At 44.6% G+C, this 26638-nt stretch carries 25 protein-coding genes and 1 pseudogene; 8 read left to right on the top strand and 18 right to left on the bottom strand.

The features are described 5' to 3' along the window. Window positions 1–16: 16 nt before the first annotated feature. The 16 genes and pseudogenes from hisD to FD973_RS00505 form a co-directional block, all read right to left on the bottom strand. Entirely contained in the window at window positions 17–1336 is a 1320-nt protein-coding gene (gene hisD, locus FD973_RS00580) for a histidinol dehydrogenase (RefSeq protein WP_215323727.1), read from the bottom strand. A gap of 26 nt (window positions 1337–1362) precedes the next feature. Next, window positions 1363–1989, bottom strand: coding sequence for an ATP phosphoribosyltransferase (hisG, locus tag FD973_RS00575; protein WP_215323726.1), 627 nt, complete (start codon window positions 1987–1989; stop codon window positions 1363–1365). Window positions 1990–2009: 20 nt separating this feature from the next. Further along, window positions 2010–3284: a UDP-N-acetylglucosamine 1-carboxyvinyltransferase gene (gene murA, locus FD973_RS00570; protein WP_215323725.1), complete on the bottom strand. Its 1275-nt coding sequence runs from the start codon at window positions 3282–3284 to the stop codon at window positions 2010–2012. Between the two features lie 42 nt (window positions 3285–3326). Next, window positions 3327–3575 (bottom strand): BolA family protein, encoded by a 249-nt coding sequence (locus FD973_RS00565; RefSeq protein ID WP_215323724.1) that lies wholly within the window; start codon window positions 3573–3575, stop codon window positions 3327–3329. Between the two features lie 30 nt (window positions 3576–3605). Continuing rightward, window positions 3606–4394, bottom strand: a complete 789-nt coding sequence (locus FD973_RS00560; protein ID WP_215323723.1) for an ABC transporter permease — start codon at window positions 4392–4394, stop codon at window positions 3606–3608. 65 nt (window positions 4395–4459) lie between these two features. Continuing rightward, window positions 4460–5143 (bottom strand): annotated as a pseudogene (locus FD973_RS00555) (ABC transporter ATP-binding protein); the annotation flags it as partial. Between the two features lie 2 nt (window positions 5144–5145). Next, entirely contained in the window at window positions 5146–5406 is a 261-nt protein-coding gene (locus FD973_RS00550) for a lipid asymmetry maintenance protein MlaB (protein WP_215323721.1), read from the bottom strand. A 17-nt stretch (window positions 5407–5423) separates the two neighbouring features. Next, a complete protein-coding gene (locus tag FD973_RS00545; protein ID WP_215323720.1) occupies window positions 5424–6065 on the bottom strand; it encodes a phospholipid-binding protein MlaC in 642 nt (213 codons plus the stop codon). A gap of 45 nt (window positions 6066–6110) precedes the next feature. Further along, window positions 6111–6869: a VacJ family lipoprotein gene (locus FD973_RS00540; protein ID WP_251368791.1), complete on the bottom strand. Its 759-nt coding sequence runs from the start codon at window positions 6867–6869 to the stop codon at window positions 6111–6113. Beyond that, window positions 6869–7351, bottom strand: a complete 483-nt coding sequence (gene mlaD, locus FD973_RS00535; protein ID WP_215323719.1) for an outer membrane lipid asymmetry maintenance protein MlaD — start codon at window positions 7349–7351, stop codon at window positions 6869–6871. Before mlaD ends, FD973_RS00540 begins: the two co-directional genes overlap by 1 nt. 21 nt (window positions 7352–7372) lie before the next feature. Beyond that, the gene (gene mlaE / locus FD973_RS00530) at window positions 7373–8155 is read right to left on the bottom strand and encodes a lipid asymmetry maintenance ABC transporter permease subunit MlaE (RefSeq protein ID WP_215324646.1); all 783 of its coding nucleotides are present in this window, start codon (window positions 8153–8155) and stop codon (window positions 7373–7375) included. 2 nt (window positions 8156–8157) lie between these two features. After that, window positions 8158–9012 (bottom strand): ABC transporter ATP-binding protein, encoded by an 855-nt coding sequence (locus FD973_RS00525; protein WP_215323718.1) that lies wholly within the window; start codon window positions 9010–9012, stop codon window positions 8158–8160. Between the two features lie 10 nt (window positions 9013–9022). Next, the gene (locus FD973_RS00520) at window positions 9023–10486 is read right to left on the bottom strand and encodes a glutamate synthase subunit beta (protein WP_215323717.1); all 1464 of its coding nucleotides are present in this window, start codon (window positions 10484–10486) and stop codon (window positions 9023–9025) included. 51 nt (window positions 10487–10537) lie between these two features. After that, on the bottom strand, window positions 10538–15280 hold the full coding sequence (locus FD973_RS00515) for a glutamate synthase-related protein (RefSeq protein ID WP_215323716.1): 4743 nt from the start codon (window positions 15278–15280) through the stop codon (window positions 10538–10540). Between the two features lie 195 nt (window positions 15281–15475). Next, the gene (locus tag FD973_RS00510) at window positions 15476–16180 is read right to left on the bottom strand and encodes a transposase (protein WP_215323715.1); all 705 of its coding nucleotides are present in this window, start codon (window positions 16178–16180) and stop codon (window positions 15476–15478) included. A gap of 12 nt (window positions 16181–16192) precedes the next feature. Continuing rightward, window positions 16193–18529 carry a penicillin-binding protein 1A gene (locus FD973_RS00505; RefSeq protein ID WP_215323714.1) on the bottom strand — a complete coding sequence of 779 codons (2337 nt, stop codon included), beginning with the start codon at window positions 18527–18529 and terminating at the stop codon, window positions 16193–16195. A gap of 141 nt (window positions 18530–18670) precedes the next feature. Between FD973_RS00505 and FD973_RS00500 the strand changes: the two genes are divergently transcribed. Genes FD973_RS00500 through aroB form a run of 4 tightly spaced genes read left to right on the top strand, consistent with a single transcriptional unit; the run spans window position 18671 to window position 22106 of the window. Further along, window positions 18671–19363, top strand: coding sequence for a hypothetical protein (locus FD973_RS00500; protein ID WP_215323713.1), 693 nt, complete (start codon window positions 18671–18673; stop codon window positions 19361–19363). Continuing rightward, window positions 19360–20478, top strand: coding sequence for a secretin and TonB N-terminal domain-containing protein (locus tag FD973_RS00495; RefSeq protein ID WP_215323712.1), 1119 nt, complete (start codon window positions 19360–19362; stop codon window positions 20476–20478). Before FD973_RS00500 ends, FD973_RS00495 begins: the two co-directional genes overlap by 4 nt. 12 nt (window positions 20479–20490) lie before the next feature. Then, on the top strand, window positions 20491–21015 hold the full coding sequence (locus FD973_RS00490) for a shikimate kinase (protein ID WP_305798638.1): 525 nt from the start codon (window positions 20491–20493) through the stop codon (window positions 21013–21015). 8 nt (window positions 21016–21023) lie between these two features. After that, a complete protein-coding gene (gene aroB / locus FD973_RS00485; protein ID WP_215323711.1) occupies window positions 21024–22106 on the top strand; it encodes a 3-dehydroquinate synthase in 1083 nt (360 codons plus the stop codon). Here the strand turns inward: aroB and cyaY are convergent. Beyond that, window positions 22103–22501, bottom strand: coding sequence for an iron donor protein CyaY (cyaY, locus tag FD973_RS00480; RefSeq protein ID WP_251368790.1), 399 nt, complete (start codon window positions 22499–22501; stop codon window positions 22103–22105). The two genes, aroB and cyaY, sit on opposite strands and share 4 nt — an antisense overlap. Window positions 22502–22518: 17 nt before the next feature. Between cyaY and FD973_RS00475 the strand changes: the two genes are divergently transcribed. Then, entirely contained in the window at window positions 22519–22710 is a 192-nt protein-coding gene (locus FD973_RS00475) for a lipoprotein (protein WP_251368789.1), read from the top strand. Next, the gene (lysA, locus tag FD973_RS00470; RefSeq protein ID WP_215323710.1) at window positions 22710–24008 is read left to right on the top strand and encodes a diaminopimelate decarboxylase; all 1299 of its coding nucleotides are present in this window, start codon (window positions 22710–22712) and stop codon (window positions 24006–24008) included. The genes FD973_RS00475 and lysA overlap by 1 nt, the downstream gene beginning before the upstream one ends. Window positions 24009–24107: 99 nt before the next feature. Here the strand turns inward: lysA and FD973_RS00465 are convergent, their stop codons facing one another. Then, on the bottom strand, window positions 24108–24836 hold the full coding sequence (locus tag FD973_RS00465; RefSeq protein ID WP_215323709.1) for a cytochrome c: 729 nt from the start codon (window positions 24834–24836) through the stop codon (window positions 24108–24110). 114 nt (window positions 24837–24950) lie between these two features. On the opposite strand from FD973_RS00465, the gene yihA reads away from it, so the two are divergent. Further along, window positions 24951–25616: a ribosome biogenesis GTP-binding protein YihA/YsxC gene (yihA, locus tag FD973_RS00460; RefSeq protein WP_215323708.1), complete on the top strand. Its 666-nt coding sequence runs from the start codon at window positions 24951–24953 to the stop codon at window positions 25614–25616. After that, window positions 25600–26622 (top strand): porphobilinogen synthase, encoded by a 1023-nt coding sequence (hemB, locus tag FD973_RS00455; protein ID WP_371816864.1) that lies wholly within the window; start codon window positions 25600–25602, stop codon window positions 26620–26622. The genes yihA and hemB overlap by 17 nt, the downstream gene beginning before the upstream one ends. The last annotated feature ends 16 nt before the right edge of the window (window positions 26623–26638 follow it).

Here is a 26638-nt window from a genome sequence, read left to right as displayed (position 1 = left end):
AGTAAGCGTATTGCGTTTACTTCTTCAAACGCATCTCGGCAGCACGCGCATGAGCTTGCAAGCCCTCACCATGCGCCAAAGTACTGGCAACGGCGCCCAAAGTTTGTGCACCCGCCTCACTAACTTCAATCATGCTAGAACGCTTAATAAAGTCATAGACACCTAAGGGTGATGAAAAACGCGCGGTTCGCGCTGTTGGTAATACATGATTAGGGCCCGCACAATAGTCACCAAGCGATTCACTGGTGTAGTTACCCATAAAAATTGCGCCAGCATGACGAATTTTCTCCGCCCACTTGCGAGGTTCAATTGCACAAATTTCTAAATGCTCAGCCGCAATCGCATTAGCAATCTCACAGGCCTCCAACATATCTTTTACTTGAATCAATAACGCACGCTTACTTAGTGAAGCTTCAATTACCTTGGCACGGGGCATTGCTGGAAGCAACTTGCTGATGCTCGCTTGCACCTGCTCAATAAATAGAGGATCGGGACATAACAATATCGATTGGGCTTGCTCATCATGCTCTGCCTGAGAAAACAAATCCATCGCAACCCAATCTGGATTAGTCGAACCATCACAGAGAACCAAAATTTCTGAGGGGCCTGCAATCATGTCGATACCCACAATACCAAAAACTCTTCGCTTGGCAGCAGCAACATAAGCATTTCCTGGGCCAACAATTTTGTCGACCGCAGGAATCGCTTGAGTTCCATAAGCTAATGCAGCAACCGCCTGAGCGCCGCCAATAGTAAAAACACGATCAACACCAGCAATATAGGCTGCTGCTAAAACCAATTGATTACGAGCGCCGTCTGGGGTAGGCACAACCATCACAACTTCTGCAACACCAGCTACTTTTGCAGGGATAGCATTCATCAGAACCGAAGAAGGGTAAGCCGCCTTACCACCAGGCACATATATCCCCACGCGATCCAAAGCAGTCACTTTTTGACCTAGACGAGTACCGTCAGCTTCCTCATATTCCCAAGAATGACAACCTGCCTCAATTTTCTGCTGCTCGTGATAAGCACGAACTCTTTTCGCAGCAATATCCAGAGCATTTTTTTGTTCAGCCACCAAAGACTCATAAGCCTGTTCTAATTCTTTACGAGGTATTTCCAATTCAGAAACGCTTGCAACATTCAAGCGATCGAACTGTTTTGTAAAACTCAGGACTGCTTCATCACCCTTTTCTTTCACCGCTTCCAAAATCTTGACGACTGCGGAATCTATCGCTTCATCATCGGCGGTGGGCAATGAAAGACTAGACAACAGAATTTTTCTAAAATCTGCATCCTTGCTGTTGAGACGCTTAATTTGTGCTGAAGACATTTTTTAAAGTGCGAAATTTCTTTTGCTTACTTCAGCAAATCAAAAATGGGCTGCAATTGCGCACGCTTTCGCTTATAAGAAGCCTGGTTAACGACTAAGCGAGCGCTAATATCGGCAATCGGCTCAACTTCAATTAAGCCATTAGCTTTAAGCGTGTTTCCAGTAGAAACCAAATCAACGATAGCATCGGCCAAACCCACCAATGGAGCAAGTTCCATGGATCCATACAGCTGAATCGTATCGATATGCACACCTTTATTGGCAAAGTGTTCACGCGCACAATTAACGTACTTAGTTGCCACTTTTAAACGTGAGCCCTGCTTTACAGCGGCCGAATAATCAAATCCTTCTCGCACCGCAACTGACATGCGGCACTTTGCGATATCTAAGTCAAAGGGCACATACAAACCATCGGCACCTTTTTCCATCAACACATCCAAACCAGCAACACCAAAATCCGCGCCACCAAATTGCACGTAGGTAGGCACATCTGATGCACGAACAATAATTAAACGCACATCTGGATTCGTTGTCTCAATAATAAGCTTGCGTGACTTCTCAGGATCTTCCAGCGGCACAATGCCAACCTTGGCCAAGATTTCTGCGGTTTCTTCGAAGATACGCCCTTTAGAGAGGGCTAAAGTCAATTTCATGGGCTAATTATCCATCAGCCTTACTTCACGCGCTCAATCTTGGCGCCCAAAAGGGTTAGTTTCTGCTCCATCCGGTCATAGCCACGATCTAAATGGTAAATACGGTCAACTTGGGTTTCACCTTGAGCGGCCAGCCCTGCAATCACCAAACTAGCCGAGGCCCGCAGATCCGTAGCCATGACTATCGCGCCTGAAAGCTTTTCCACTCCCTGGACAATCGCAGTATTACCCTCAATTGCAATGTCAGCCCCCAAGCGGTTGAGCTCCTGAACATGCATAAAGCGGTTCTCAAATATAGTTTCAGTAATAGTTGAGCTACCTACGGCAATTGCATTTACAGTCATGAGTTGCGCCTGCATATCTGTAGGAAATGCAGGGTATTCAGATGTCCGAAAATTGACTGCTTTTGGACGGCCTTGCATGGAGGCCTTAATCCAGTCTGGACCAATCTCTATCTTTAGACCGGCCTCTTTTAATTTAACAATGACAGCATCCAGAGTATCGGGACGACAATGCTTGACTGTAATCTCGCCACCAGTGGCGGCCACTGCGCACAAGAAAGTACCAGCCTCAATGCGATCTGGAATTACCGAATGCTCTGCACCATGGAGCTTTTCAACCCCCTCAATCACAAGTCGATCTGTGCCAATGCCGGTAATCTTCGCACCCATTTTTACTAAGAGCTCCGCCAAATCACCCACTTCTGGTTCACGAGCTGCATTTTCTAGAATGGTTGTTCCTGAAGCCAAAGTCGCTGCCATCAATAAATTTTCTGTACCAGTAACAGTAATCATATCGGTCAGAATCGATGCCCCCTGAAGAAGTCCAGACTCAGCATTCGTATCCGCCTGAATATAGCCACTCTTAATTTTGATACTGGCGCCCATTGCTTTCAGGCCCTTGATATGCTGATCAACTGGTCGCGCACCAATAGCACAACCACCTGGCAAAGAAACCTTGGCGCTGTGCATTCTTGCTAAGAGTGGGCCAAGAACCAAGATAGAAGCGCGCATGGTCTTCACCATCTCATAGGTAGCTTCTGAGCTTTTGATTACCGCTGCACATAAGACCATATGACTGCGATCGCCTGCATTGGGAAAATTAACAGTCACGCCAATCTCTTGTAAAAGCTTGAGCATCGTACGAACATCTTGCAAGTCTGGGACATTGCGCAATTCCACTGGTTGATCGGTCAATAGACAAGCGCACAGAATGGGTAATGCGGCATTTTTGGCACCAGCAATGACTACCTCTCCATTCAGAGGAGTTCCGCCAACCATTCGTAATTTATCCATGAAACGATTCCAGTTAAAACTGAGTAATTAAAGATGTAATGCTTATGCTGATGGGTTCTGATTAAACTCTTCAGGCGTAAATGCTTTAATAGATAGGGCATGAACTTCAGCCTTCATGCGATCTCCCATTGCCCCATAAACTAATTGGTGACGCTGCACCAAACGTTTTCCCTCAAACTCAGGGCTTACGATAGTCGCAAAGAAGTGTTGCCCATCACCTTCAACTTGAATATGGGTACATTGAATACCCTGCTTGATGTAGCCTTCAATTTGTTCGGGGGTTGGTAGCATTAAGTCTCCTGATGAATACGAAATAAATAATTAGTAACGGAGCTTATAGCCTTTTTGTAACAGGCATAAGGCAACGGCAGATACAGCGATGAAGAAACAGAAAACAATCGCCAAGCTACTCCAAGGGGAGTTATCTGAAATACCAAAGAATCCATAACGGAAACCATCAATCATATAAAAGAATGGATTGAAGTGAGACACCACCTGCCAAGCCGCAGGTAAAGAATGAATCGAGTAGAAAACGCCCGACAACATAGTCGCAGGCATGATGATGAAGTTTTGAAAAGCAGCCAACTGATCATATTTATCAGCCCATATGCCAGCTATTAATCCAAGACTACCTAAAATTGCAGCACCCAAAAATGCAAATACTAAAACCCATAACGGATACTCTAGCGAAGGTGTTGCAAACCACATCGTAATCAGCAAAACCCCCAGACCCACAACAATGCCTCGAAACACTGCTGCAAGAATATAGGCTGAGTAAAACTCAAAATGACTTAAAGGTGCTAAGAGAACAAACACTAGATTTCCGGTAACTTTTGATTGAATCAGGGAAGAAGATGTGTTCGCAAAAGCATTTTGCAAAACGCTCATCATTACTAAACCTGGTATTAAGAAGGCTGTGTAACTTAAGCGGCCATAAACTTCTCTTCCTTCTAGCACATGACCAAAGATCATTAGATAGAGCACTGCCGTCAAAACAGGTGCAGCGATCGTCTGAAAGGCGACTTTATAAAAGCGCTTTATTTCTTTATATAGAAGAGTGGGAAAGCCGCTACCGTATTCCAAGACAGGTCGATTAAGGTCATGCTTCATAGAGCACCCCCCGACATGATATTGACGAAAACTTCTTCTAAGTCGGTTTTACCTTCACCATCTTTTTTGACAGAACCATAACGATTTAATAAGTTAGCGGTTGTATCAAGAGCCACAATCCTACCTTGTTTGAGCATAGCAATCCGCTGACACAAAGCTTCGGCTTCTTCTAGGTAATGGGTAGTCAACACAATGGTATGACCATCCTGATTCAATCGGCTTATAAATTGCCATAGTGATTGACGCAATTCAACATCCACCCCTGCAGTAGGCTCATCCAAAATAATGACTGGCGGACGATGAACTAGAGCTTGAGCAACTAGCACACGACGCTTCATGCCACCCGATAAAGAGCGCATATTGCTATCTGCTTTAGAGATGAGATCAAGATTGGCCATGATTTCATCGATCCACGCCTCGTTATTACGGATACCAAAATAACCGGACTGAAACTGCAAAGTCTCACGAACAGTAAAAAAGGGATCAAAGACGAGCTCCTGTGGAACCACCCCAAGCATGCGCCGCGCATCACGAAATGCTTTCTGAACATCAGCACCCATAATTGCTGCGTGGCCATGGGAGGGCTTTACCAAGCCAGCCAAAATAGAAATCAAAGTAGTTTTGCCCGCCCCATTGGGACCCAGCAAACCAAAAAATTCCCCTGGCTCAATGACTAAAGAAACATCATCTAAAGCCTGAAGAGCTCCATACTGCTTGGATATGTTCTGGATTGATATGGCTGAATGCATTGCTATTCCAAGCCAAGTAATTTCGCTACACCATAAACACCTGCTAAGACTCTCAGTTTTTCTGGGGCACGCTCAATGGAAATAGATTCACCTGATACGAGCATTTTTTTTTGCCAAGCCAATAAAACAGTAAGCACTGAAGAATCAAAATCCTGCAGCTTAGAGCAATCAATCAATCGCAGGCTTGCCGTATCTAGCAGACCTTCATTTTGTAACTGTAGGGCATTTTTGTGCGTTACAACTGCTGGCAATAAAAAAGACATATTTATATATCTGGCAGTTAATTCGTTGGCTTAGCAGATGCCAGTTGCTTGTTACGGTCTTGTAAAAATTTCACAAGGCCCTCAATACCGTTCTGGCTAATTTGATTCGAAAACTGGTTGCGATAGGCCTCAACCAACCACACGCCCATAATGTTCATGTCATACACTTTCCAACCATTGGCTGTTTTTTCCAAACGATAATCTAATGGCACTGGGTCACCGCGTCCAAGCACAACAGTCTTCACAACCACTTCCTTGTCATCCGGGGCGGCACGAAAAGCCTTAAATTGCACTGTTTGATCGCGCAATTGACTCAAGGCTCCGGAGTAAGTGCGAATAAGTAAGTTTTTAAATTCTGCAGTTAATTGGGCCTGTTGCTCAGGGGTGGCCTTCTTCCAATTAGGGCCCATAGCCATTTCGGTGGTACGACGCATATCGGTATAAGGAACAATTTTCTTTTCCACCAAATCAACAATCTTGGGGATATTCCCTTTTTGAATTTCCGGATCAGCCTTCACTGAAGCCATAACATCTGTCACGACTGATTTAATCAAAGCATCTGGCGCTGTAGCCTGATCTGGTGTCTGAGCAAATACTGGGGCAACAGCCAAAAGCAAAAGCGCTACCAACCATTGAGTCATCACTTGATAGATTTTCATGAATATGTTTTGTTATCTGTTAATTAAATAGAAAAAGGCTGTAATTTACTCGTATGCATTCTCGTAGACAGGCATCATCGGCTCTTCGTCTTCCCGTCCTTCATTGATTTGATATGCACGTCTTTGAATATACGCATCCCTCATGAAGCTGTACTTGTCAATTGCCGCGCCATCTAACAAGTCGCCTGCTTCATAATAAGTGTTACGTGCATTTACTACACGAAGTCCAGTAAGGCTATTTCTCAAAGCAACGTTAGGCAACAATCTAAATAGGTAATCGGACTCTAAGTCGGCGACAGTACCAAAAGTATCGCGTACATTGCTCGGCCCAAAGAAAGGCAGTACTACATAAGGTCCTGAGGGCACACCCCAAACACCCAAGGTCTGACCCCAATCCTCTTTATGCTTTTCAAGACCGCCAGGAGTAGCTATATCTAATAAGCCACCTAAACCCATTGTGGTATTAACAACTACACGCATTAAATCATTAAAGGCATAGTCTGGTTTGCCTTGCAATAAGTTATACAGCGCTGTGTAAATATCGTTGTAGTTGCTAAAAAAGTTATAAATTCCTTCGCGAACAAATTCAGGCAATACAAAACGATAGCCAGCAACTACTGGCTTAAGTAAATAAGCATCTAAACCCTCATTGAATTCAAATACTGAACGATTAAATGGCTCCCATGGATCGTTAGGGGAAGGTTCAACGCCAGCAGGTATTGATGCGCAACCAACCAATATCGTGACCATGCTCAGCAGAATACTTTGCTTGATGCCGCCAATCACTTTGACAATCAATGTCATTATTTAGCGGTGCCTTTATCTTGGCCACTATCAGCCGCTTTGTTATAGAGGAACTGACTAATTAAACTTTCCAAAACAATTGCTGATTGTGTTTGCGAAATCTTTTCGCCATTAGTCAACATATCATCAGAGCCACCCGCCTCAAGACCAATATACTGCTCACCCAATAAACCAGATGTCAAAATCTTCGCTGAAGAATCTTTTGGAAATTTATAAGAATCCTCGATGGTCATGACCACTGTTGCCTGGTAGGTTTTATCATCAAACGAAATATTGGCAATTCTACCCACAACAACGCCGGCGCTCTTCACAGGTGCACGTGGTTTAAGGCCGCCGATATTGTCAAAGCGCGCAGAAATTTTGTATGTTGGCGCAAATGACACAGCATTCATATTGCCAACCTTGAGAGCAAGAAATAATGCTGCCAATAAACCAATGGCAACAAAAATTCCTACCCAGATATCAATTGCACTTTTTCTCATAAGAGCCCCAGTTTATTCTTTCTAATTTGAGAACATCATCGCGGTTAGCAAGAAATCTAATGCTAAAACCGATAAAGAGGAGATCACCACTGTACGAGTAGTGGCTTGCGAAACACCTTCAGGCGTAGGCTTTGACTCATAGCCTTGATACAAGGCAATAAAAGTTACTGCCACGCCAAACACCATGCTTTTGATTAAGCCATTGCCAATATCTGAAAATAAATCCACGCCCCCTTGCATCTGAGACCAAAAAGCCCCTGAGTCGACCCCAATTAATGGAACACCAACCAGATAGCCGCCCAGAACGCCGACCGCAGTAAAGATTGTCGCCAGAATTGGCATAGAGATAATGCCCGCCCAAAGTCGTGGTGCGATCACTCGACCCAATGGATCAACCGCCATCATCTCCATCGCAGTCAGCTGCTCACCAGCCTTCATAAGACCAATTTCTGCAGTTAAAGAGGTGCCCGCCCTGCCCGCAAAAAGTAGAGCTGTAATCACTGGGCCCAACTCTCTAGTCAAAGAAAGTGCTACCAATAAACCAAGCGCCTGCTCTGAACCATAACGATTTAAGGTGTAGTAACCCTGCAAGCCCAAAACAAAACCAACAAATAATCCTGAAACTGCGATGATGACAAAAGAATGATTACCAACGAATAAAATTTGATCTACCACTAGACGAGGTCTTTTCAGCAAAAAGCCTGAACGCACAATGACTGCCACAAACATTCTGGCAGCCAAACCAAGACTACTCAAATTACGGCGTACAAAGAACCCTAGATCGCCAAATAAATTTAGAAGCATAGTCATGAGAGGCTTACCCCAAAATCATCTTCCAAACTTTTTCCTGGATAGTGAAATGGCACAGGTCCATCAGGAGCCGCATCCAAAAACTGTCTCACAAATGGATCTGTTGATCGACTCAACTCTTCAGGAGTTCCTTCTGCGCCGATGCGGCCATTCGCAATGAAATACACATAATCAGCAATTGCAAAAGTCTCCTCTACATCATGTGTAACCAATAAACTAGTAGCCCCCAAGGCATCATTAAGGTCACGAATCAAGCGCGCGGTAATTCCAAGTGAAATTGGATCAAGACCAGCAAATGGCTCGTCATACATGATGAGCGGTGGATCCAACGCAATCGCTCGAGCCAAGGCAACACGTCTTGCCATACCACCTGAAATTTGTGATGGCATCAAATCGCGTGCGCCACGCAACCCTACTGCATTTAACTTCATCAACACCAATGAACGTAATAGCTCTTCGCTAAGATTGGTATGTTCACGCATGGGAAATGCAACATTTTCAAAAACGCTGAGGTCAGTAAACAAAGCGCCAAATTGAAATAACATACCCATACGTCGACGAGCTGCCATCAACTGGTCAGTATTCATTTTGCCAACATCTTGGCCTTCAAAAAGCACTTGTCCTGATTGGGCGGAGAATTGCCCGCCGATCAAACGAAGAATGGTAGTTTTACCGCAACCTGAGCCACCCATAACGGCAACAACTTGACCACGTCGGAACTCCATATTGAGACCCGACAAAATCTGCCGCTCACCTGCCGCATAGGAAAAGTCAACGTCTCTAATAGAAACGACAACTTCACCCGCGACTGGTTTATTTACATCCAATGAGTTGGGCTGATAACTATTCATATCCTCGATATTATCGAGGTAAAACGGATGACCCCATCAAATACTCGTCTACTGCTTGGGCACATTGACGACCTTCGCGAATTGCCCAAACTACCAAAGACTGGCCACGACGCATATCGCCAGCAGCAAATACCTTCGGAACATTGGTTTGATAAGCATTTTGACCATCTACAGTCGCTTTTGCATTACCTCTGGCATCCTTTTCAACGCCAAAAGCATTAAGAACCTGTTGCACTGGTGACACAAAACCCATTGCTAAAAGTACTAAATCCGCCTTAATTTCAAATTCAGAATTTGGAACCTCTGACATTTTTCCGTCTTTCCATTCCAAACGAACGCCAATTAGTTTTTCAACTTTGCCATTTTTGCCTTCAAAACGCTTTGTTCCAACAGACCAGTCGCGATCACAACCTTCTTCATGGGAAGAGGAAGTACGCAACTTTGTTGGCCAGTATGGCCAAACCAAAGGCTTATTCTCGACTTCTGGCGGCTGTGGAAGCAATTCAAATTGCGTAATCTTGGTAGCGCCATGACGATTTGAAGTTCCAACGCAATCCGAACCAGTATCACCGCCACCAATAACCACTACATGCTTATCCTTGGCACGAATTTCATTTTTAAAATCGCCAGCATTTTCTTTATTCTGCGGAATCAAAAATTCCAATGCAAAGTGCACACCAGCCAATTCACGACCAGGTACAGGCAAGTCACGGGGCTGTTCTGCACCACCAGAGATGACAACCGCATCAAAATCTTTCATCAATTGATCAGGCGAAACTGTTTTAGAAGAGTAGTTCTTTACTTCCGCGCCAATTGCCTCTTTCCCAACAAAAACACCAGTTTCAAATTTCACGCCCTCAGCTTGCATTTGCTCAACGCGACGATCAATTAACCACTTCTCCATTTTGAAGTCAGGAATACCGTAACGAAGCAACCCACCAATGCGATCGTTCTTTTCAAACACCGTAACATCATGACCAACCCGAGCTAATTGCTGGGCAGCAGCCATGCCAGCAGGACCGCCACCAACAACTGCTACTTTTTTACCAGTCTTAGTCTTTGATGGCTGTGGTTTAACCCAACCATTTTCCCAACCCTTATCAATGATGGCATGCTCAATAGACTTGATACCCACCGCAGTGTTATTAATTCCTAAAGTACAAGCAGCCTCGCAAGGCGCTGGGCAAATACGGCCAGTAAATTCTGGGAAGTTATTGGTTGATTGCAATACATCTAATGCATTCTTCCAGTCACTATGAAACACTAGGTCATTGAAGTCAGGAATAATGTTATTGACTGGACAGCCGTTATTGCAGAACGGGATGCCGCAGTCCATGCAACGTGCACCCTGAATCTTGGCTTCCTCATCGGTTAAAGCAGCAACAAATTCTTTGTAATGATGGAGGCGTTTAACCGGCGCTTCGTACGATTCATCGACGCGCTCAAACTCCATAAATCCAGTGACCTTACCCATATCGAATCCTTAGTATCTTTTCTTAATGTCTATTTGAGTTAATTAAGCAAATTAAGCAGCAACTGTGTTTTGTGCTTTTTCCCACAATTCACCAAGAGCACGCTTGTACTCGGTTGGAAGAACCTTCACAAAACGTCCGCGAGCATTTTCCCAATCAGCCAAGATTGCTTTAGCACGCTCAGAACCAGTGTGACGGAAATGGCGCTCAACCAAGCTCTTCAAAATTTGCTCGTCAGTCAAACGTTCGCCACCATCTTTTACATCTACTGGGGCATGCCATTGTGATTGTGGAACTTTGGCAATCTGCTCATTGGAAGGCAACACCTTTTCTAAGGTAGCCATGCTGGTATTGCAGCGCTGATCAAACAAACCATCTTCGTCGTAAACGTATGCAACTCCACCGCTCATACCAGCAGCAAAGTTACGACCTGTTGCACCCAATACAACTACTGTTCCACCAGTCATGTACTCACAACCATGGTCACCAGTACCCTCAACAACTGTTGTAGCACCAGAGTTACGCACTGCGAAACGCTCGCCAGCCACTCCGTTGAAGAAAGCTTCACCAGCAATTGCGCCATAGAGAACGGTGTTACCAACAATGATGTTCTGAACTGTATCGCCACGGAATTCATGGGGAGCACGCACAATGACGCGACCACCTGACAATCCCTTGCCAACGTAGTCATTGCCATCACCAACTAAATCTAAAGTGATACCACGAGCTAAGAACGCTGCAAAGCTTTGGCCAGCAGTGCCATTTAATTGAATATGAATTGTGTCATCAGGCAAGCCTGCATGGCCATAACGCTGAGCAACTTCTCCAGAAAGCATTGCGCCGACAGTACGATTGACATTTTTCACTGGAACAATGAAAGACACTTTCTCGCCACGCTCCAATGCGGGCTCACTCTTCTCGATCAAAATATTGTCAAGCGCATTTGCCAAACCATGGTCTTGTGTGAGTACTTGATAGCGCGGAACTTCTGCAGCAACTTGAGGTTCAGCAAATATCTTACTGAAATCCAAGCCATGAACTTTCCAGTTCTCAATACCCTTGCGGGTATCCAACAAATCAACGCGACCAATCAAGTCATCAAACTTGCGAATACCTAATTGCGCCATGATTTCGCGCGCCTCTTCAGCAATAAAGAAGAAGAAATTCACTACATGCTCTGGCTTACCAGAGAATTTCTTACGCAACTCTGGATCTTGAGTAGCTACGCCTACTGGGCAAGTATTCAAATGACACTTACGCATCATGATGCAACCCTCAACTACCAATGGGGCTGTTGCAAACCCAAACTCGTCCGCACCCAATAAAGCACCGATTACTACGTCACGACCAGTTTTCATTTGGCCATCGGCCTGCACACGAATACGGCTACGTAAACCATTAAGAACCAATGTTTGTTGTGTTTCAGCCAAGCCCAGCTCCCATGGAGAGCCAGCGTGCTTGATAGATGAGAGTGGTGATGCGCCAGTTCCGCCATCATGGCCAGCAATCACAACGTGATCTGCTTTTGCTTTTGCAACACCAGCAGCAACCGTGCCAACACCCACTTCAGAGACCAACTTCACAGAAACATCAGCCGCAGGATTCACATTTTTTAAATCGTGAATCAATTGGGCAATATCCTCAATTGAATAAATATCATGATGCGGAGGGGGAGAGATCAATCCAACACCAGGTACTGAAAAACGCAATTTACCAATGTAGTCAGAGACCTTGCCACCAGGCAACTGACCGCCCTCGCCTGGCTTAGCGCCCTGCGCCATCTTGATCTGAATCTGATCAGCAGAACGTAAATATTCTGTAGTGACACCAAACCGGCCTGAAGCAACCTGTTTGATCTTAGAGCGCAATGAATCACCATCTTGCAAAGGAATGTTTGCCTCAACTACATCGCTACCCAAGATGCTAGCCAAAGACTCGCCCTTCTTAATAGGAATACCTTTGAGCTCATTAACATAACGATTTGGATCTTCACCACCTTCACCAGTATTAGACTTTCCACCAATACGGTTCATCGCAATCGCTAAAGTCGCATGAGCTTCAGTTGAGATCGATCCTAGAGACATTGCACCTGTAGCAAAACGTTTTACGATTTCTTTTGCAGATTCAACTTCATCTAAAGGAATCGCCTTTGCTGGATCAATCTTGAACTCAAATAATCCACGCAATGTCATCTGACGTTTAGTTTGGTCATTGATGATGTTGGCGTACTCTTTATATGTTTGATAACCCTTCTCTGGACCGATACGTGTGGAGTGCTGTAGTTTCGCAATCGTGTCAGGAGTCCACATGTGATTCTCGCCACGAATACGGAAAGCATATTCACCACCAGCATCAAGCATATTAGTTAAGACGGGGTCATTACCGAAAGCAGCGGTATGCATACGCAATGCTTCTTCCGCCACTTCAAATACTCCGATACCACCAACGTTAGATGGTGTACCTTTGAAGTATTGATCGATGATGTCACGATTTAAACCAATCGCCTCAAAAATCTGTGAGCCGGTATAGGACATATAAGTCGAGATACCCATTTTGGACATCACTTTTTGTAGACCCTTACCAATTGCTTTCACAAAGTTCTTCACTGCTTTTTCAGCAGACAAATCACCTGACAAGCCTTTAGCCATTTCAGCCAAGGTTTCCATAGCAAGGTATGGATGAACTGCTTCAGCACCATAGCCAGCAAGAAGCGCAAAATGATGCGTTTCACGCGCACTACCAGTCTCCACCACCAAGCCAACGCTGGTGCGCAAACCTTTTTGCACTAAATGCTGATGAATTGCAGAAGTTGCCAACAAAGCAGGAATGGCTACGTGCTTCTCATCAACCTGACGATCACTCACGATCAAGATGTTGTAACCGGATCGCACAGCATCAGCCGCTTCAGCACATAAGGATGCTAGACGGGCTTCAATGCCCGCTTTGCCCCATGCAGCTGGATAACAGATATCCAATTCGTAAGAGCGGAACTTGCCGTTGGTGTAATGGTCAATATGGCGAATCTTAGTGATGTCATCAAAATCTAAAACCGGCTGACTAACTTCCAAGCGCATTGGAGGATTAATGTTATTGGTATCCAATAAATTAGGCTTAGGCCCAATAAAAGAAACCAAAGACATCACCAGATTCTCACGAATCGGATCGATTGGAGGATTAGTAACTTGAGCAAAGAGTTGCTTAAAGTAGTTATAAAGTGGCTTATTCTTATTAGAGAGAACGGCTAAAGGGCTGTCATTGCCCATTGAACCAATAGCCTCTTCACCATTCATGGCCATTGGAGCCATGAGGAATTTAATATCTTCCTGGGTGTAACCAAAGGCCTGCTGGCGATCCAATAATTTAGCTGCTGGACGAATCGTTGTTTTCTCATCAATCAAGTCTGCCTTGCTGGCATCAACTTCATCTAACTTCACACGAACAGCATCGATCCAGCTCTTATATGGCTTAGCTTTAGAAACAGCATTCTTCAACTCAACATCGTCAATGATGCGACCTTGCTCCATGTCAATCATGAACATCTTGCCTGGCTGCAAACGCCATTTTTGAACAATCTTGCTTTCAGGAATTGGCAGAACACCTGCTTCAGATCCCATGATGACCAAATCATCATCGGTTACGTAATAACGAGCTGGGCGCAAACCATTGCGATCTAAAGTCGCTCCAATTTGACGACCATCGGTAAATGCCATTGCCGCAGGACCATCCCATGGCTCCATCATTGATGCGTGGTATTCGTAGAATGCGCGACGATTGTCATCCATCAAAGCATGCTGTTCCCATGCTTCTGGGATCATCATCATCATGGCTTGCGCAAGTGGGTAACCAGACATCACCAATAACTCTAAACAGTTATCAAAACAGGCTGTGTCTGATTGGCCAGGATAAATCAATGGCCAGAGTTTTTGTAAATCATCGCCGAGCACTGGAGAACTAATAGCTCCCTCGCGCGCATTAACCCAGTTAACGTTTCCTTTAACTGTATTAATTTCACCGTTGTGCGCAATCATGCGATAGGGGTGCGCTAACTCCCAAGCAGGGAAAGTATTAGTTGAGAAACGTTGATGGACTAAAGCAAGTGCGGATACAGTGCGCTTATCTTGTAAGTCTTGGTAATAAGCACCCACTTGGTTTGCCAACAGCAAACCTTTGTAAACAATAGTTCTAGCAGACATTGAGGCAACGAAATATTCTTTGCCATGCTTGAGATGCAAATCTTGTATCGCGTGACTCGCTGTCTTACGAATCACATACAACTTACGCTCGAGTGCGTCGGTTGTCATGATGTCACGACCGCGACCAATAAAAATTTGACGAATAAATGGCTCAGTCATTTGCACTGTTGGTGACATCGGTAATTTGACATCTACCGGAACATCTCTCCAACCCAAAACAACTTGACCCTCTAAACGAACAGTGCGCTCTAATTCTTGTTCGCACGCCAAGCGTGAGGCATGCTCCTTAGGCAAGAAAATCATGCCCACGCCATATTCACCCAATGGCGGCAATGTCACACCTTGCTTAGCCATTTCTTCGCGATACAAAGTATCTGGTATCTGAATCAAAATACCAGCGCCATCTCCCATCAATGGATCAGCACCGACAGCACCCCGGTGGTCTAAGTTCTCAAGAATCTTCAAGCCCTGAGAAACGATCTCATGCGATTTCTTTCCCTTAATATGGGCCACGAATCCGACACCACATGCGTCATGCTCATTACTAGGGTCATATAAACCATGAGCGATAGGGCGAAGATTTGAATTTAATTGTGTAGTCATAGTATTTCCGAGGGGCGACAAAGGCCTAATTACTTTTGGAGGATCAAATATAGGTGAATACCCACACTGATGCAATAGAAATAAAATGAGTCTGTCCCGTTTTTTTAGTTATCGCACCAATATGAATTCCATATATGGGGACAGAGTCATTATTTTCAATGCATTCACTAAAAACCAGAGCTGGACTTAGTAAGTCTAAGCTACTGAATTTAATGATTTTATTTTTCTTGGGCGCCCACGATGACGTATCAAAACCAATTCTGGAGAGTCCTTAAAGAGCCTTTTTGCATAAATATCACTTACCCAAGGTTTAGAGCGAATTAAGGCTTCGGTTATTTGCCGATCTTCCCAATGGGGCGCACCCTCTTTGACAAAATTTGACCAGCTCATCTGTCTTTCAAAAGGCGTATTCCCAAGCTTCCAAAAATAATGATGATCCACTAGCCAGGGTTCAGCATTACCGCCAATGTGGGTTGCAAAACTAGTCCAGGAAGAAGATTGAGGATTTGACTCATAACCAGAACGAACCGGATTGAGTTCAATATAACGTTGGCAACGTAAAAAATAGTCTGGGTCAATAAGAGATGAACGGTAGCGACCCTCCCAAATGGTTCCTGAGCGTCGATGTTGTTGATTGAAGTACTGCGCATAACGACGTCCTAAAGATTGCATCGTTTTTGCAAGCGAGTCTTCGTTTTGTGGAGTCATCAACAAGTGAACATGATTGGGCATCAAAGCAAAAGCGTGAACTGCGCACCCAAATTGTCTTGCCGCCTCACGCAACCACTCCAAGTAAGTGCGCCGATCTTCATCAGTAAAAAAAAGTGTCTCACGGTTATTGCCGCGAACCATCACATGCATTGCTTGGCCTGGTATTACAGTACGCGCTTGCCGTGCCATGTTGAAAACGAACTATTGCAGCTCGCGTGCGCCACCGCCGCTAGAAAACTCAGGAATAAACCAATCACCATCAACCTGAGTAACGCCACTAGGGACTTCTCGCGCCTCTTGAGGAACATCTTTTAATGCGGTCGACATATAAGAAATCCACATTGGCAAAGCAAGCCCTCCACCCGTCTCTCGATCTCCTAGGCTTGCAGGTTTATCAAAACCAATCCACGCGATAGCCACTACTTTAGGGTTGTAACCCGCAAACCATGCGTCATGAGAATCATTTGTTGTGCCTGTTTTTCCAGCGATATCTGTGCGACCCAATTTTCCACGTGCAGACGCTGCAGTTCCTGTTTTGGTTACCTCTTGAAGCATGCTATCCATTACGAAAGCAGTCCTTGCATCCAATACACGAGTTGCATCCTCGCGCGCACGAGTTGGTTTTGCTTCAAATAAAACTGTGCCTTTGGAGTCGACCATCTTGTCGATCAAAAATGGGTCAACTCGATAGCCGCCATTTGCAAAAACGCTATAAGCAGATGCCATTTGTAATGGCGTTACTGAACCAGCGCCCAGGGCCATTGTTAAATAAGGAGGATGCTTCTCTGGTTCAAAACCAAAACGCTGAATATATTCTTGTGCATAGGATGGCCCAATTGCTCGAATAATACGAACCGATACTAAATTTTTCGATTTTGCTAAAGCATTACGCAGACGCATCATACCGTCGTATTTGCCATCATAGTTTTTAGGTTCCCATGCTTGGCTGCCAGTCTCCATACTGCCAATTGACAAAGGAGCATCATTCACCATCGTACTTGGCGTAAAGCCTTTTTCAAGTGCAGCGGCATAGATAAAAGGTTTAAATGAGGATCCTGGTTGACGCAAGGCTTGCGTGACGTGATTAAATTGGTTGCGACGGAAATCAAACCCACCTACCAAAGATAGAATTGCGCCAGTCTCCGCATTCATTGAGACAAAGGCTGCTTCCACTTGCGGCAACTGCGCCAACTTCCAAACTCCTCCATCCGACAAAAGACGTACGACCGCACCAGGACGCAAACGTTTTTTAGGTTGAGTGCTATCTGTGATGGATGCGGCGGCTAATTTCATGCCGTCGCCTTTTATGGTAATGGTATCGCCTGTTGCAATCATGACCTGCATTTCTTTTGGCTTTACATCAAGCACAACTCCAGACTGCAAATCATCCAACTGTGGATAAGCAAGCAATGCCTCATCAATTGCTCTTTGACGTTTTACTGGATCTTCTGGAAGATCAATAAAGCCCTCTGGTCCACGATAAGCATGACGCAAATCGTATTCAAAAATTCCGCGACGTACGGCTTTATAGGCAGCATCTTGATCTGCCTTCAATATGGTGGTGTAAACATCTATCCCTTGAGAGTAGATTGCCTCACCATACTGAGCGAAAAGTAATTGGCGAACCATCTCTGCTGGAAAATCGGCTCTAACTGCAAATTCGTTACCAAGGCCACGAATATGCAATTCCTCAATCATTGCTTTTTGGTATTCGTCAGGTGTGATGTAACCCAGATCGCGCATTCGTTGAAGAATGTACTCTTGACGAATCTTTGCTCTACGGAAATTGTTAACAGGGTTATATGCCGATGGAGCCTTTGGTAACCCCGCCAACATAGCTGACTCAGCAATGGTGATGTCTTTTAGCTCTTTGCCGAAATAAATCTGCGCTGCACTTGAGAAACCAAATGCCCGCTGTCCCAAAAAAATCTGATTCATGTAGATTTCAAGAATCTTGTCCTTTGTTAGCTGGGACTCAATCTCCCAAGCCAACAAAACCTCATAAATTTTTCGACTAAAGGTTTTCTCATTACTGAGGAAAAAATTACGCGCCACCTGCATGGTGATAGTAGAGGCCCCTTGAGAAAGATGCCCACGCAAGTTAGTTACCGCTGCTCGCAGAATTCCTACATAGTCCACACCACCATGCGAGTAGAAGCGATCATCCTCGATAGCTAAAACAGCATTGCGCATGCTTTGAGGTATTTCATTTAACGGAATTACTTTGCGACGCTCTTCCCCAAACTCACCAATCAAGACCTTGTCAGCCGTATAAATACGTAAAGGCGTCTTTGGGTTGTAATCAGTTAAGGCGGAAATTTTGGGAAGGTTAGGTTTGGCTACTAAAAAGGCATAGCCAAGCATTAGAGTTACCACCAAAGCAAAAACGACACCAATAATCAGCAAGGCCTTTATCAGCGGATTGCTTGAACTCTTCCGAGGCGGGATAGGATTATGTCGATGATGCCGTGGACGCCTATCGGGCTGACGAACGGATCGCTGATTTACAGGCGGCTTGTCTTTTGGGGGTAAGGCCATATTTCCAAATTATAGGGTGCTTAGGCAATTTCCCTAAAAGCTCCAAAACCCTTGTTTTGCAAACAATTGAAGTTCTAATTTCTGACGCAGGGTTCAAGCAGGCCTGATGGATTTTCAGTTCTCAAAACGGAAGAATATGGCATGCCTACACGCCATATTTCCACCCAATCATTTGATGAAATTTTGAGTGATCTTGGCGATGACCCTGCCATCCCAGATCCTCACGGAATTCGAAAACCTAACACCCCAAGGGGTGCCCCTCCAAAACCCATAAGCCAAAGCCAAGGGGGATCATTTATTGAGGCTCTAAACAGCTTTGAGATCCAAAATTTAATCCCTAAGTTGGGTAATTTGATAGCCCTTACAGGGGTGTTGATTGCTGGTCTTGTGGCATTTTTTGTTGCAACCAAGGCGGCTAATGAGCATTCCCAAGTCTTTTTAGATGAATCAAAAAAATTGATTGCGGAGCTTAAAAGGGACATGTCATTAATGCGCAGCGAGATTGAGCAAGACCAAAATGACCTATACGTATTAATTGATGAATTAGAAGTAAGTATTCACTCTTTAAAAGATAAAAAGCCAGCAACCAAAGTTTTTAGCAAGCCGTCAGTGAGCATCTATGAAGCTGAGCTCCGCCGTTGGCGCTTTCTTGGGGCAGCACAAATGGGTCTGTCTCATCAGGCATTTTTTGACACGGGAAAAGGAAATGTTACATATGAGAAAGGGGCTCAAATCCTAGGGGATTGGCGCCTTAGCAATATAGAGAAAGATCTTGTCATTCTTACCCACCCTCAAGGTAAATCTCTAGCTCTAAAGGCAATCAAAAGCGAATGAAAGCACATACGACTTGCTTTAAAAAATGCTTGGACAGGTTTCGCTATTACCTTTTTGTATTAGCGCTTTTTACAGCCAACAACACCCTTGGAAATACCCCACCAAATCATTTACAAAGCCCTATTAGTTTGCAATTTACCGACATTGAAATATCCGAACTTTTACAGGCACTAGCAAAATTGGGTAATACCAATTTTTTATTAAGCGAGTCTATTAAGGGCAAGATTTCAGTTGATCTAAGGAATACCCCGTGGCAAACCGCACTTCATTCAATTTTGGCTAGTCGAGGTTTACGCCTGCTACGTAATGGTGACATTTATTGGATTGGCCCCCATGCAGAGATTCAAGCCTTCCAGAAGTTCCGTCGAGAAGACGCAGCCCTTCCCTTTGGAGGAGATCATGTCAACAGTCCGAGGCAGATCCTCATAGAAGCGCGCATTGTTGAAGCAGATGAACGTTTTGCCAGAGAACTAGGCATAAAGCTGGGGTATCAAGCACAAGGAATAAGAGGCAATTCAGAGCAAAAAATGATGGGTAACATGGATTTAGGCGGATCGGGCTTAAGTGGATTCAACCCAGCCACAATGGCCGCTACCTTGGTATCCAAAAATGCCAGTCGCATCCTTCAAGCCGAACTTTCAGCCCTAGAGTCGGAGGGACAAGGGAAAATTCTTTCTAATCCACGAATCATGACTGGGGACCAGGTAAAGGCCACTATTGAGCAAGGGACCGAATTACCGTATCAAACCTCCAGCCAAAATGGCAGCAAATTGCAATTCAGAAAGGCCAATTTGCGTTTAGAGGTTTTACCCAAAATTCATCCTGACGGCAGAATATCCTTGTTGGTAGGCATCAATAAAGACACTGTTGGAATGAAAACAGAGCAAGGCTATGCCATTGACACCAAAAGTCTAAGCTCCGAAGTTACTGTGGAAAACGGTGGCACAGCCATTATTGGTGGAATTTTCCAAACCACGGAACGTGAGGATGAAGTCAAAATTCCTCTATTGGGGAATATCCCTTTAATTGGTCATTTTTTCCGCCATAAATCCAAGTTACAAGATAAAACAGAGCTACTGGTCTTTTTAACTCCGACTGTTCTAGATAAACCCTAATAAAATCGAAGGGTGAACTCTGCGACAAACAATATTTTTCTAATCGGCCTGATGGGCGCGGGGAAATCGACCGTCGGCAAAGTCTTGGCAAAAAAATTGGGGCGCCGTTTTCTAGATGCCGACCATGTCATTGAAGAACGTTGTGGCGTAAAAATTCCAGTTATTTTTGAGATGGAAGGCGAAGAAGGTTTTCGAAAACGAGAAGCTCAAGCTATACGAGAAATTACAGCAGAGCAAGGCATTATTCTGGCCACTGGTGGTGGTGCCATTTTGTTGCCCGAGAACCGTCAAGCGTTAAGTGAACATGGCACAGTAATTTATTTACATGCAAACCCCATTGAACTTTGGCATCGCACCAAAGGTGGAGAAGGACGCCCACTTCTAAAAAATGGTGATGCCAAAAAAATCTTAGAGAATTTATATGCAATTCGCGACCCACTCTATCGCGAAATTGCTGACCATGTAATTGAAACTGGTAAGCCAAGCGTTAATCAATTGGTAAACACCTTAATTATGCAACTTGAACTTTCCGCTTGAGCAGAACCATGAAAACACTCGAAGTTGACCTTGGAAACCGAAGCTATCCAATCTATATTGGCGCAAATCTCATTGATCAACCCAACTTATTTGGCGCTTGTGAAAAAGCAACATCTATTTACATTGTTAGTAACACTACAGTAGCTCCTCTTTATGCAGAGCGCCTAACTAACACACTAAACAGTTTTGGCAAACCAGTTAGAACAATTGTGCTGCCTGATGGTGAGTCTTACAAAGACTGGAAAAACCTTCAGTTAATTTTTGACTATCTTTTAAAGTTTGGTGCTGATCGCCAAACCATCTTGGTGGCCTTGGGTGGTGGAGTCATTGGCGATATGACTGGGTTTGCCGCAGCCAGCTTCATGCGTGGCATTCGTTTCATTCAAGTGCCAACAACATTGCTTGCTCAAGTGGACTCCTCAGTAGGTGGTAAGACTGGCATTAATCATCCACTCGGCAAAAATATGATTGGTGCCTTTCATCAACCTGTTGCCGTGATCGCCGACCTCAATACCCTCAAAACACTTCCTCCAAGAGAGCTCTCTGCTGGACTTGCAGAAGTAATTAAACACGGCGCCATTGCAGATGCTCAATTCTTAGATTGGATTGAAACAAATGCCAAGGCCTTGTTAGCCTGTGACACTGAAGCGATGGGGCATGCAGTTTTGCGTTCGTGCGAAATAAAATCTGCCGTAGTTTCTGCCGATGAAAGAGAGGGTGGCATTCGTGCAACTCTGAATTTCGGACATACCTTTGGTCACGCAATTGAAGCTGGCATGGGTTATGGTGAATGGCTCCATGGTGAAGCGGTTGGCTGCGGCATGGTGCTCGGCGCAGATTTATCACGTCGTCTCAATTACATCAGCGAAACTGATCTTCAGCGCCTTACCCAAATTATCAAATCTATGAACTTACCTATTGCGCCGCCAAAGTTTGGTGCGAAACGCTACATGGAACTCATGCAGGTTGATAAAAAAACTGAAGGTGGTCAAATCCGTTACGTAGTCTTAGAAAAGATTGGCAAAGCTCTAATTAAAAGTGTTGACGACGCTACTGTAATTGAAACCTTAAACGCAACTGGCGCAGCTTAAATCAAACTAATCTTGATAGCGTGTCCAGCTTGAGCACTCGCAAAGCCTGCCAAATCAGCCAATAACTCATTACCGGTTTTAGTATCTAGCCATAAGGGTTTTGCCATAGTGCCAGCCCAGCGGTAGTGATAACCACCAGATTTGGCCGCCACCCAAATTTCATGTAAGGGTGGCTGAGTATTGACCACAATGACACTTTTATCCTTAAAGCGAATATTGATAACATTTCCGCCCTGACGCTCAACATCTAAGTCCAGATCTAATTCGTCATCTGCGGTCTCTAATGCCACTTCAATAGAGTGCAATAAATGGCTTCCGAGTGCATGAAACTGCTTGTCATCAATAGTTTCTACGCCTGAATTATTTATGGAGTCCTGCATGCTATATTCAATCATTCGTTTTAGAGATATTCATGATAGCGATTCTTAATAGAACCATCTGCCTTGGCCTTTTAATATCCCTTGTTGGATGTGGGGTTAGAGGACCACTATATATGCCAAATGTGCCACCAGTGCCACCAGCACCTACAGAGCCAGAACCCAAAGGGAAGCTCTACCCACCCCAAACGCCTACTAGCCCAAACAATTCTTCATCGACCAAGTAATGACAAGTAAATCACTTCCACTCCCAAAGTTATCCGGTTTTTCTGAAATTAATGGTAACTGGTATGCCGAAGAAATCCCACTCACCGATTTGGCAAAAGAATTTGGAACGCCGCTGTATATCTATAGCAAAAAGGCGCTGACTGAAGCCTATAAAGCCTATGACAAAGCATGTGTTGATAGTAGCGGCAAACGTCGTGCGCGCGTCCACTATGCAATGAAAGCCAATAGCAATTTAGCAGTAATTGATTGCTTTAAAAAATTGGGGGCTGGATTTGATTTAGTTAGTGGTGGTGAATTAGCTCGTGCATTAGCAATAGGCGCAGATCCTAAAAGCTTAGTATTTGCAGGTGTAGGCAAGTCTGCCTCAGAAATTGCTACTGCTCTCAAAGCTGGTGTCAAATGCATCAACGTTGAATCCATTGCTGAACTCCACAAGATCAATCGAGTGGCGACTGAACTTAATCTCCGCGCACCCATCTCCTTGCGCGTTAATCCTGATGTGGATGCACAAACACATCCCTATATTTCAACTGGGTTAAAAGGTAATAAATTTGGCATTGCCTATCATGAGGTTTTAAAAACTTATCGTGAAGCCTCGCAACTCTCACAAATTGATGTGGTGGGAATTGATTGTCATATCGGCTCACAAATTACCACTACCGCACCATACTTAGACGCACTAGATAAAGTTTTAGATCTGGTAGAACATCTCAAAAGAGAAGGTATTGTGATTCACCATCTTGATCTCGGTGGTGGCCTTGGAATTTCTTATAGCGACGAAACGCCGCCTGACATTACCGAATTTACAAACACCCTTTTAAATCGAGTGGCTGAGCGTGGATTTGGCCATCTAGATATTGTGCTTGAACCAGGCAGATCATTAGTCGGTAATGCCGGCGTACTCTTAACAACCATTGAATACCTAAAGCCAGGTGCTGAAAAGAACTTCTGCATTGTTGATGCGGCTATGACTGAATTAATGCGTCCAGCCTTATATGAAGCACATCACGGCATAGTACCCGTTCAAAAGAAAGAAGCTAAAGCCTTAACTTATGACGTCGTTGGCCCAGTTTGTGAATCTGGCGATTGGCTTGGAAGAGATCGTCACCTTGCGGTGGAAGAGGGTGATCTTCTCGCTATTCTTTCGGCTGGTGCTTATGGTTTTGTAATGGCATCAAATTACAACACGCGCCCAAAACCTGCTGAGATTATGGTTGATGGAAAAAATGCATACGTCATTCGTAAGCGCGAAAGAACCAACGATTTATTTTCTTCAGAAACTGTCTTACCAAGTTAAAACTAACAACAGAAATCTTCTGAAATACTTCTTAACGGTTTTAGGCAAATAAAAACCCCGCTGCTTGAGCGGGGTTTTTATTTTTTGGTGCTTTACTTATTAACGCAAACCAGCAATGTAATCAGAAACTGCTTTCATTTCTAAATCTGACATCTTGCCTGCAATAGTAGTCATCTGAGTACTATTTTTACGAACCCCATCACGGAAAGCAAGCAACTGCGCGTTAGTGTATTCGGCCCACTGTCCACCCAAACGCGGATACTGTGCCGGAATTCCAGCGCCAGTTGGGCTATGACAAGCAGCACAAGCTGGTACGCCTTTTGATGCGATACCACCACGGTAAATACTTTGACCTAATTCAATAGTTGCCTTATCTTGCGCGACGCCCAATGAAACAGGCTGTTTAACCAAGTAAGCCGCGATGTTTTGCATATCTTGCTCGGTCAAGGTTGCTGCCATGCCCATCATTACAGGATTAGCACGAGTACCTTCTTTAAAGTTTTTCAATTGCTTGGCGGTGTATGCGGCATGCTGAGCCGATAACTTAGGCCATGTTCCAACAGCGCTTTGGCCTTTAGGGCCATGGCAAGTCAAACAGGCTGTAACGCCACGGGACGAATCCCCGTTTGAATATAAAGTTTCCCCAGCTGCAGCATCAACCTTTGGTTTGCCTGGGACAGCAGCCTTAGCTTCTGCAGCAGCAGGCGCCGCAGGAGCGGCATCGGAAGCAAAAGCTGCACCTGAAACGCCAATCAAGGCGAAAATAGAGAAAGCCGCAAAACCAGCACGTAAGCTAGTTAATTTGGAGATTTGAGAGGTTTGACGCATTATGTTTACCTTGGCAAAAATTCCTAAAAGTGTTTGGGCCCTGCATTTACAACCTTTTACCAAACACCATGAGATATTTCATGATTTTGCGTGATTTTACAATAGCTTCTGGACATGTCTAAACTCTTTCAAGCCCGATTCGCCACCACCGTCAATGACACCCATTGCCTGCCTGCCACACCCGTGCGTGAGGTGGCCTTTGCTGGGCGTTCAAATGCGGGTAAATCTAGCGCCATAAATGTCCTCTGCAATCAAAAAAGGCTCGCTTTTGCTAGTAAAACCCCTGGGCGTACCCAACATATCAACTATTTTGGCCTTTTTGCCAAAGATGAACTATTAGCCTATTTAGTGGATTTGCCAGGCTACGGCTATGCAGCCGTTAATCATGAGACCAAATACCACTGGAATACCCTCTTGAGTGATTATTTGCAGGAACGGGATCAACTAGTAGGCATGATTCTGATCGTGGATTCTAGGCGCGGTATTACAGATCTAGATGAGCAAATGATTGAGTGGTTTGTGCCTACTGGCAAGCCAATCCATGTTTTGCTCAGTAAATGTGACAAACTCAATAAAAGTGAGTGCAAGCATGCGCTAGAAGCGGTTCGCAAGCAATTGCAACAATATGACCCCGCCCTACCCGATGGTAATGGTGAGTCCAAGCAACTTACGGCACAATTATTTTCAAGCACCAAACGCATTGGACTTGAAGAGGCCGACAATATTGTTCTTAAATGGTTATTTGAAGCAGAGACTAAAGAAGATGAAATCACCAACTAATTCATTGCTTAACTTTCCTGGGCATCGACCCCGCCGTATGCGTCGTGAAGATTGGTCGCGTCGTCTAATGCAAGAGAATAGCCTCTCTGTAAATGATTTGATCTATCCAATATTCTTATTAGAAGGCCAAGGTAAATCAGAAGCCGTTGCCTCAATGCCTGGCGTGAGTCGCGTATCTTTAGATCTACTTTATCCAGTCGCACAAGAATGCGTAGATTTAGGCATTCCAGTTTTAGCGCTTTTTCCAGTTATTGATGCTGCGCTAAAAACGCCTGATGGCAAAGAAGCCTTCAATCCAAGCGGGCTGATTCCAACCGCAGTACGTGAACTCAAAAAACGTTTTCCTAATTTAGGCATCATGACTGATGTAGCCCTTGATCCATACACAAGTCACGGCCAAGATGGTGTGCTCGATGATCAAGGTCGCATTCTCAATGATGAGACGACTGCAATCCTAGTTCAACAAGCAATTGCTCAAGCCGAAGCTGGCGTCGATATAGTTGCACCGTCAGACATGATGGATGGGCGGATTGGAAAAATTCGTGAGGCACTCGAACAAAAGAATTTAATTCATACCCGCATCATGGCTTACTCTGCTAAGTATGCTTCCGCTTTTTACGGACCATTCAGAGATGCTGTGGGCTCTGCAAAAAACCTAGGCAAGGCCGATAAAAAAACTTATCAAATGGATTGCGCCAATGGCGACGAGGCTTTGCGGGAGGTTGCACTCGATATCAGCGAAGGAGCTGATATGGTGATGGTCAAACCTGGTATGCCCTATTTGGACATCGTGCGCCGCGTTCGTGAAGAGTTTAATTACCCTACTTATGCCTACCAAGTGAGCGGTGAATATGCAATGTTAAAAGCTGCCGCACAAAATGGTTGGTTAGATCATGATGCTGTAATGATGGAATCGCTTCTAGCATTTAAACGCGCTGGCGCAGATGGAGTTCTGACTTACTTTGCGCTTGAAGCGGCGCGCCTCATTAAAGAAACTAAGAAATAATTTATAAGTAGTTGAT

This window comes from Polynucleobacter sp. MWH-Braz-FAM2G (assembly GCF_018687635.1).
GTDB lineage: Bacteria > Pseudomonadota > Gammaproteobacteria > Burkholderiales > Burkholderiaceae > Polynucleobacter.
The sequence above is the reverse complement of the archived record's forward strand: the minus strand, read 5'-3'. Positions and strand labels throughout refer to the sequence as shown.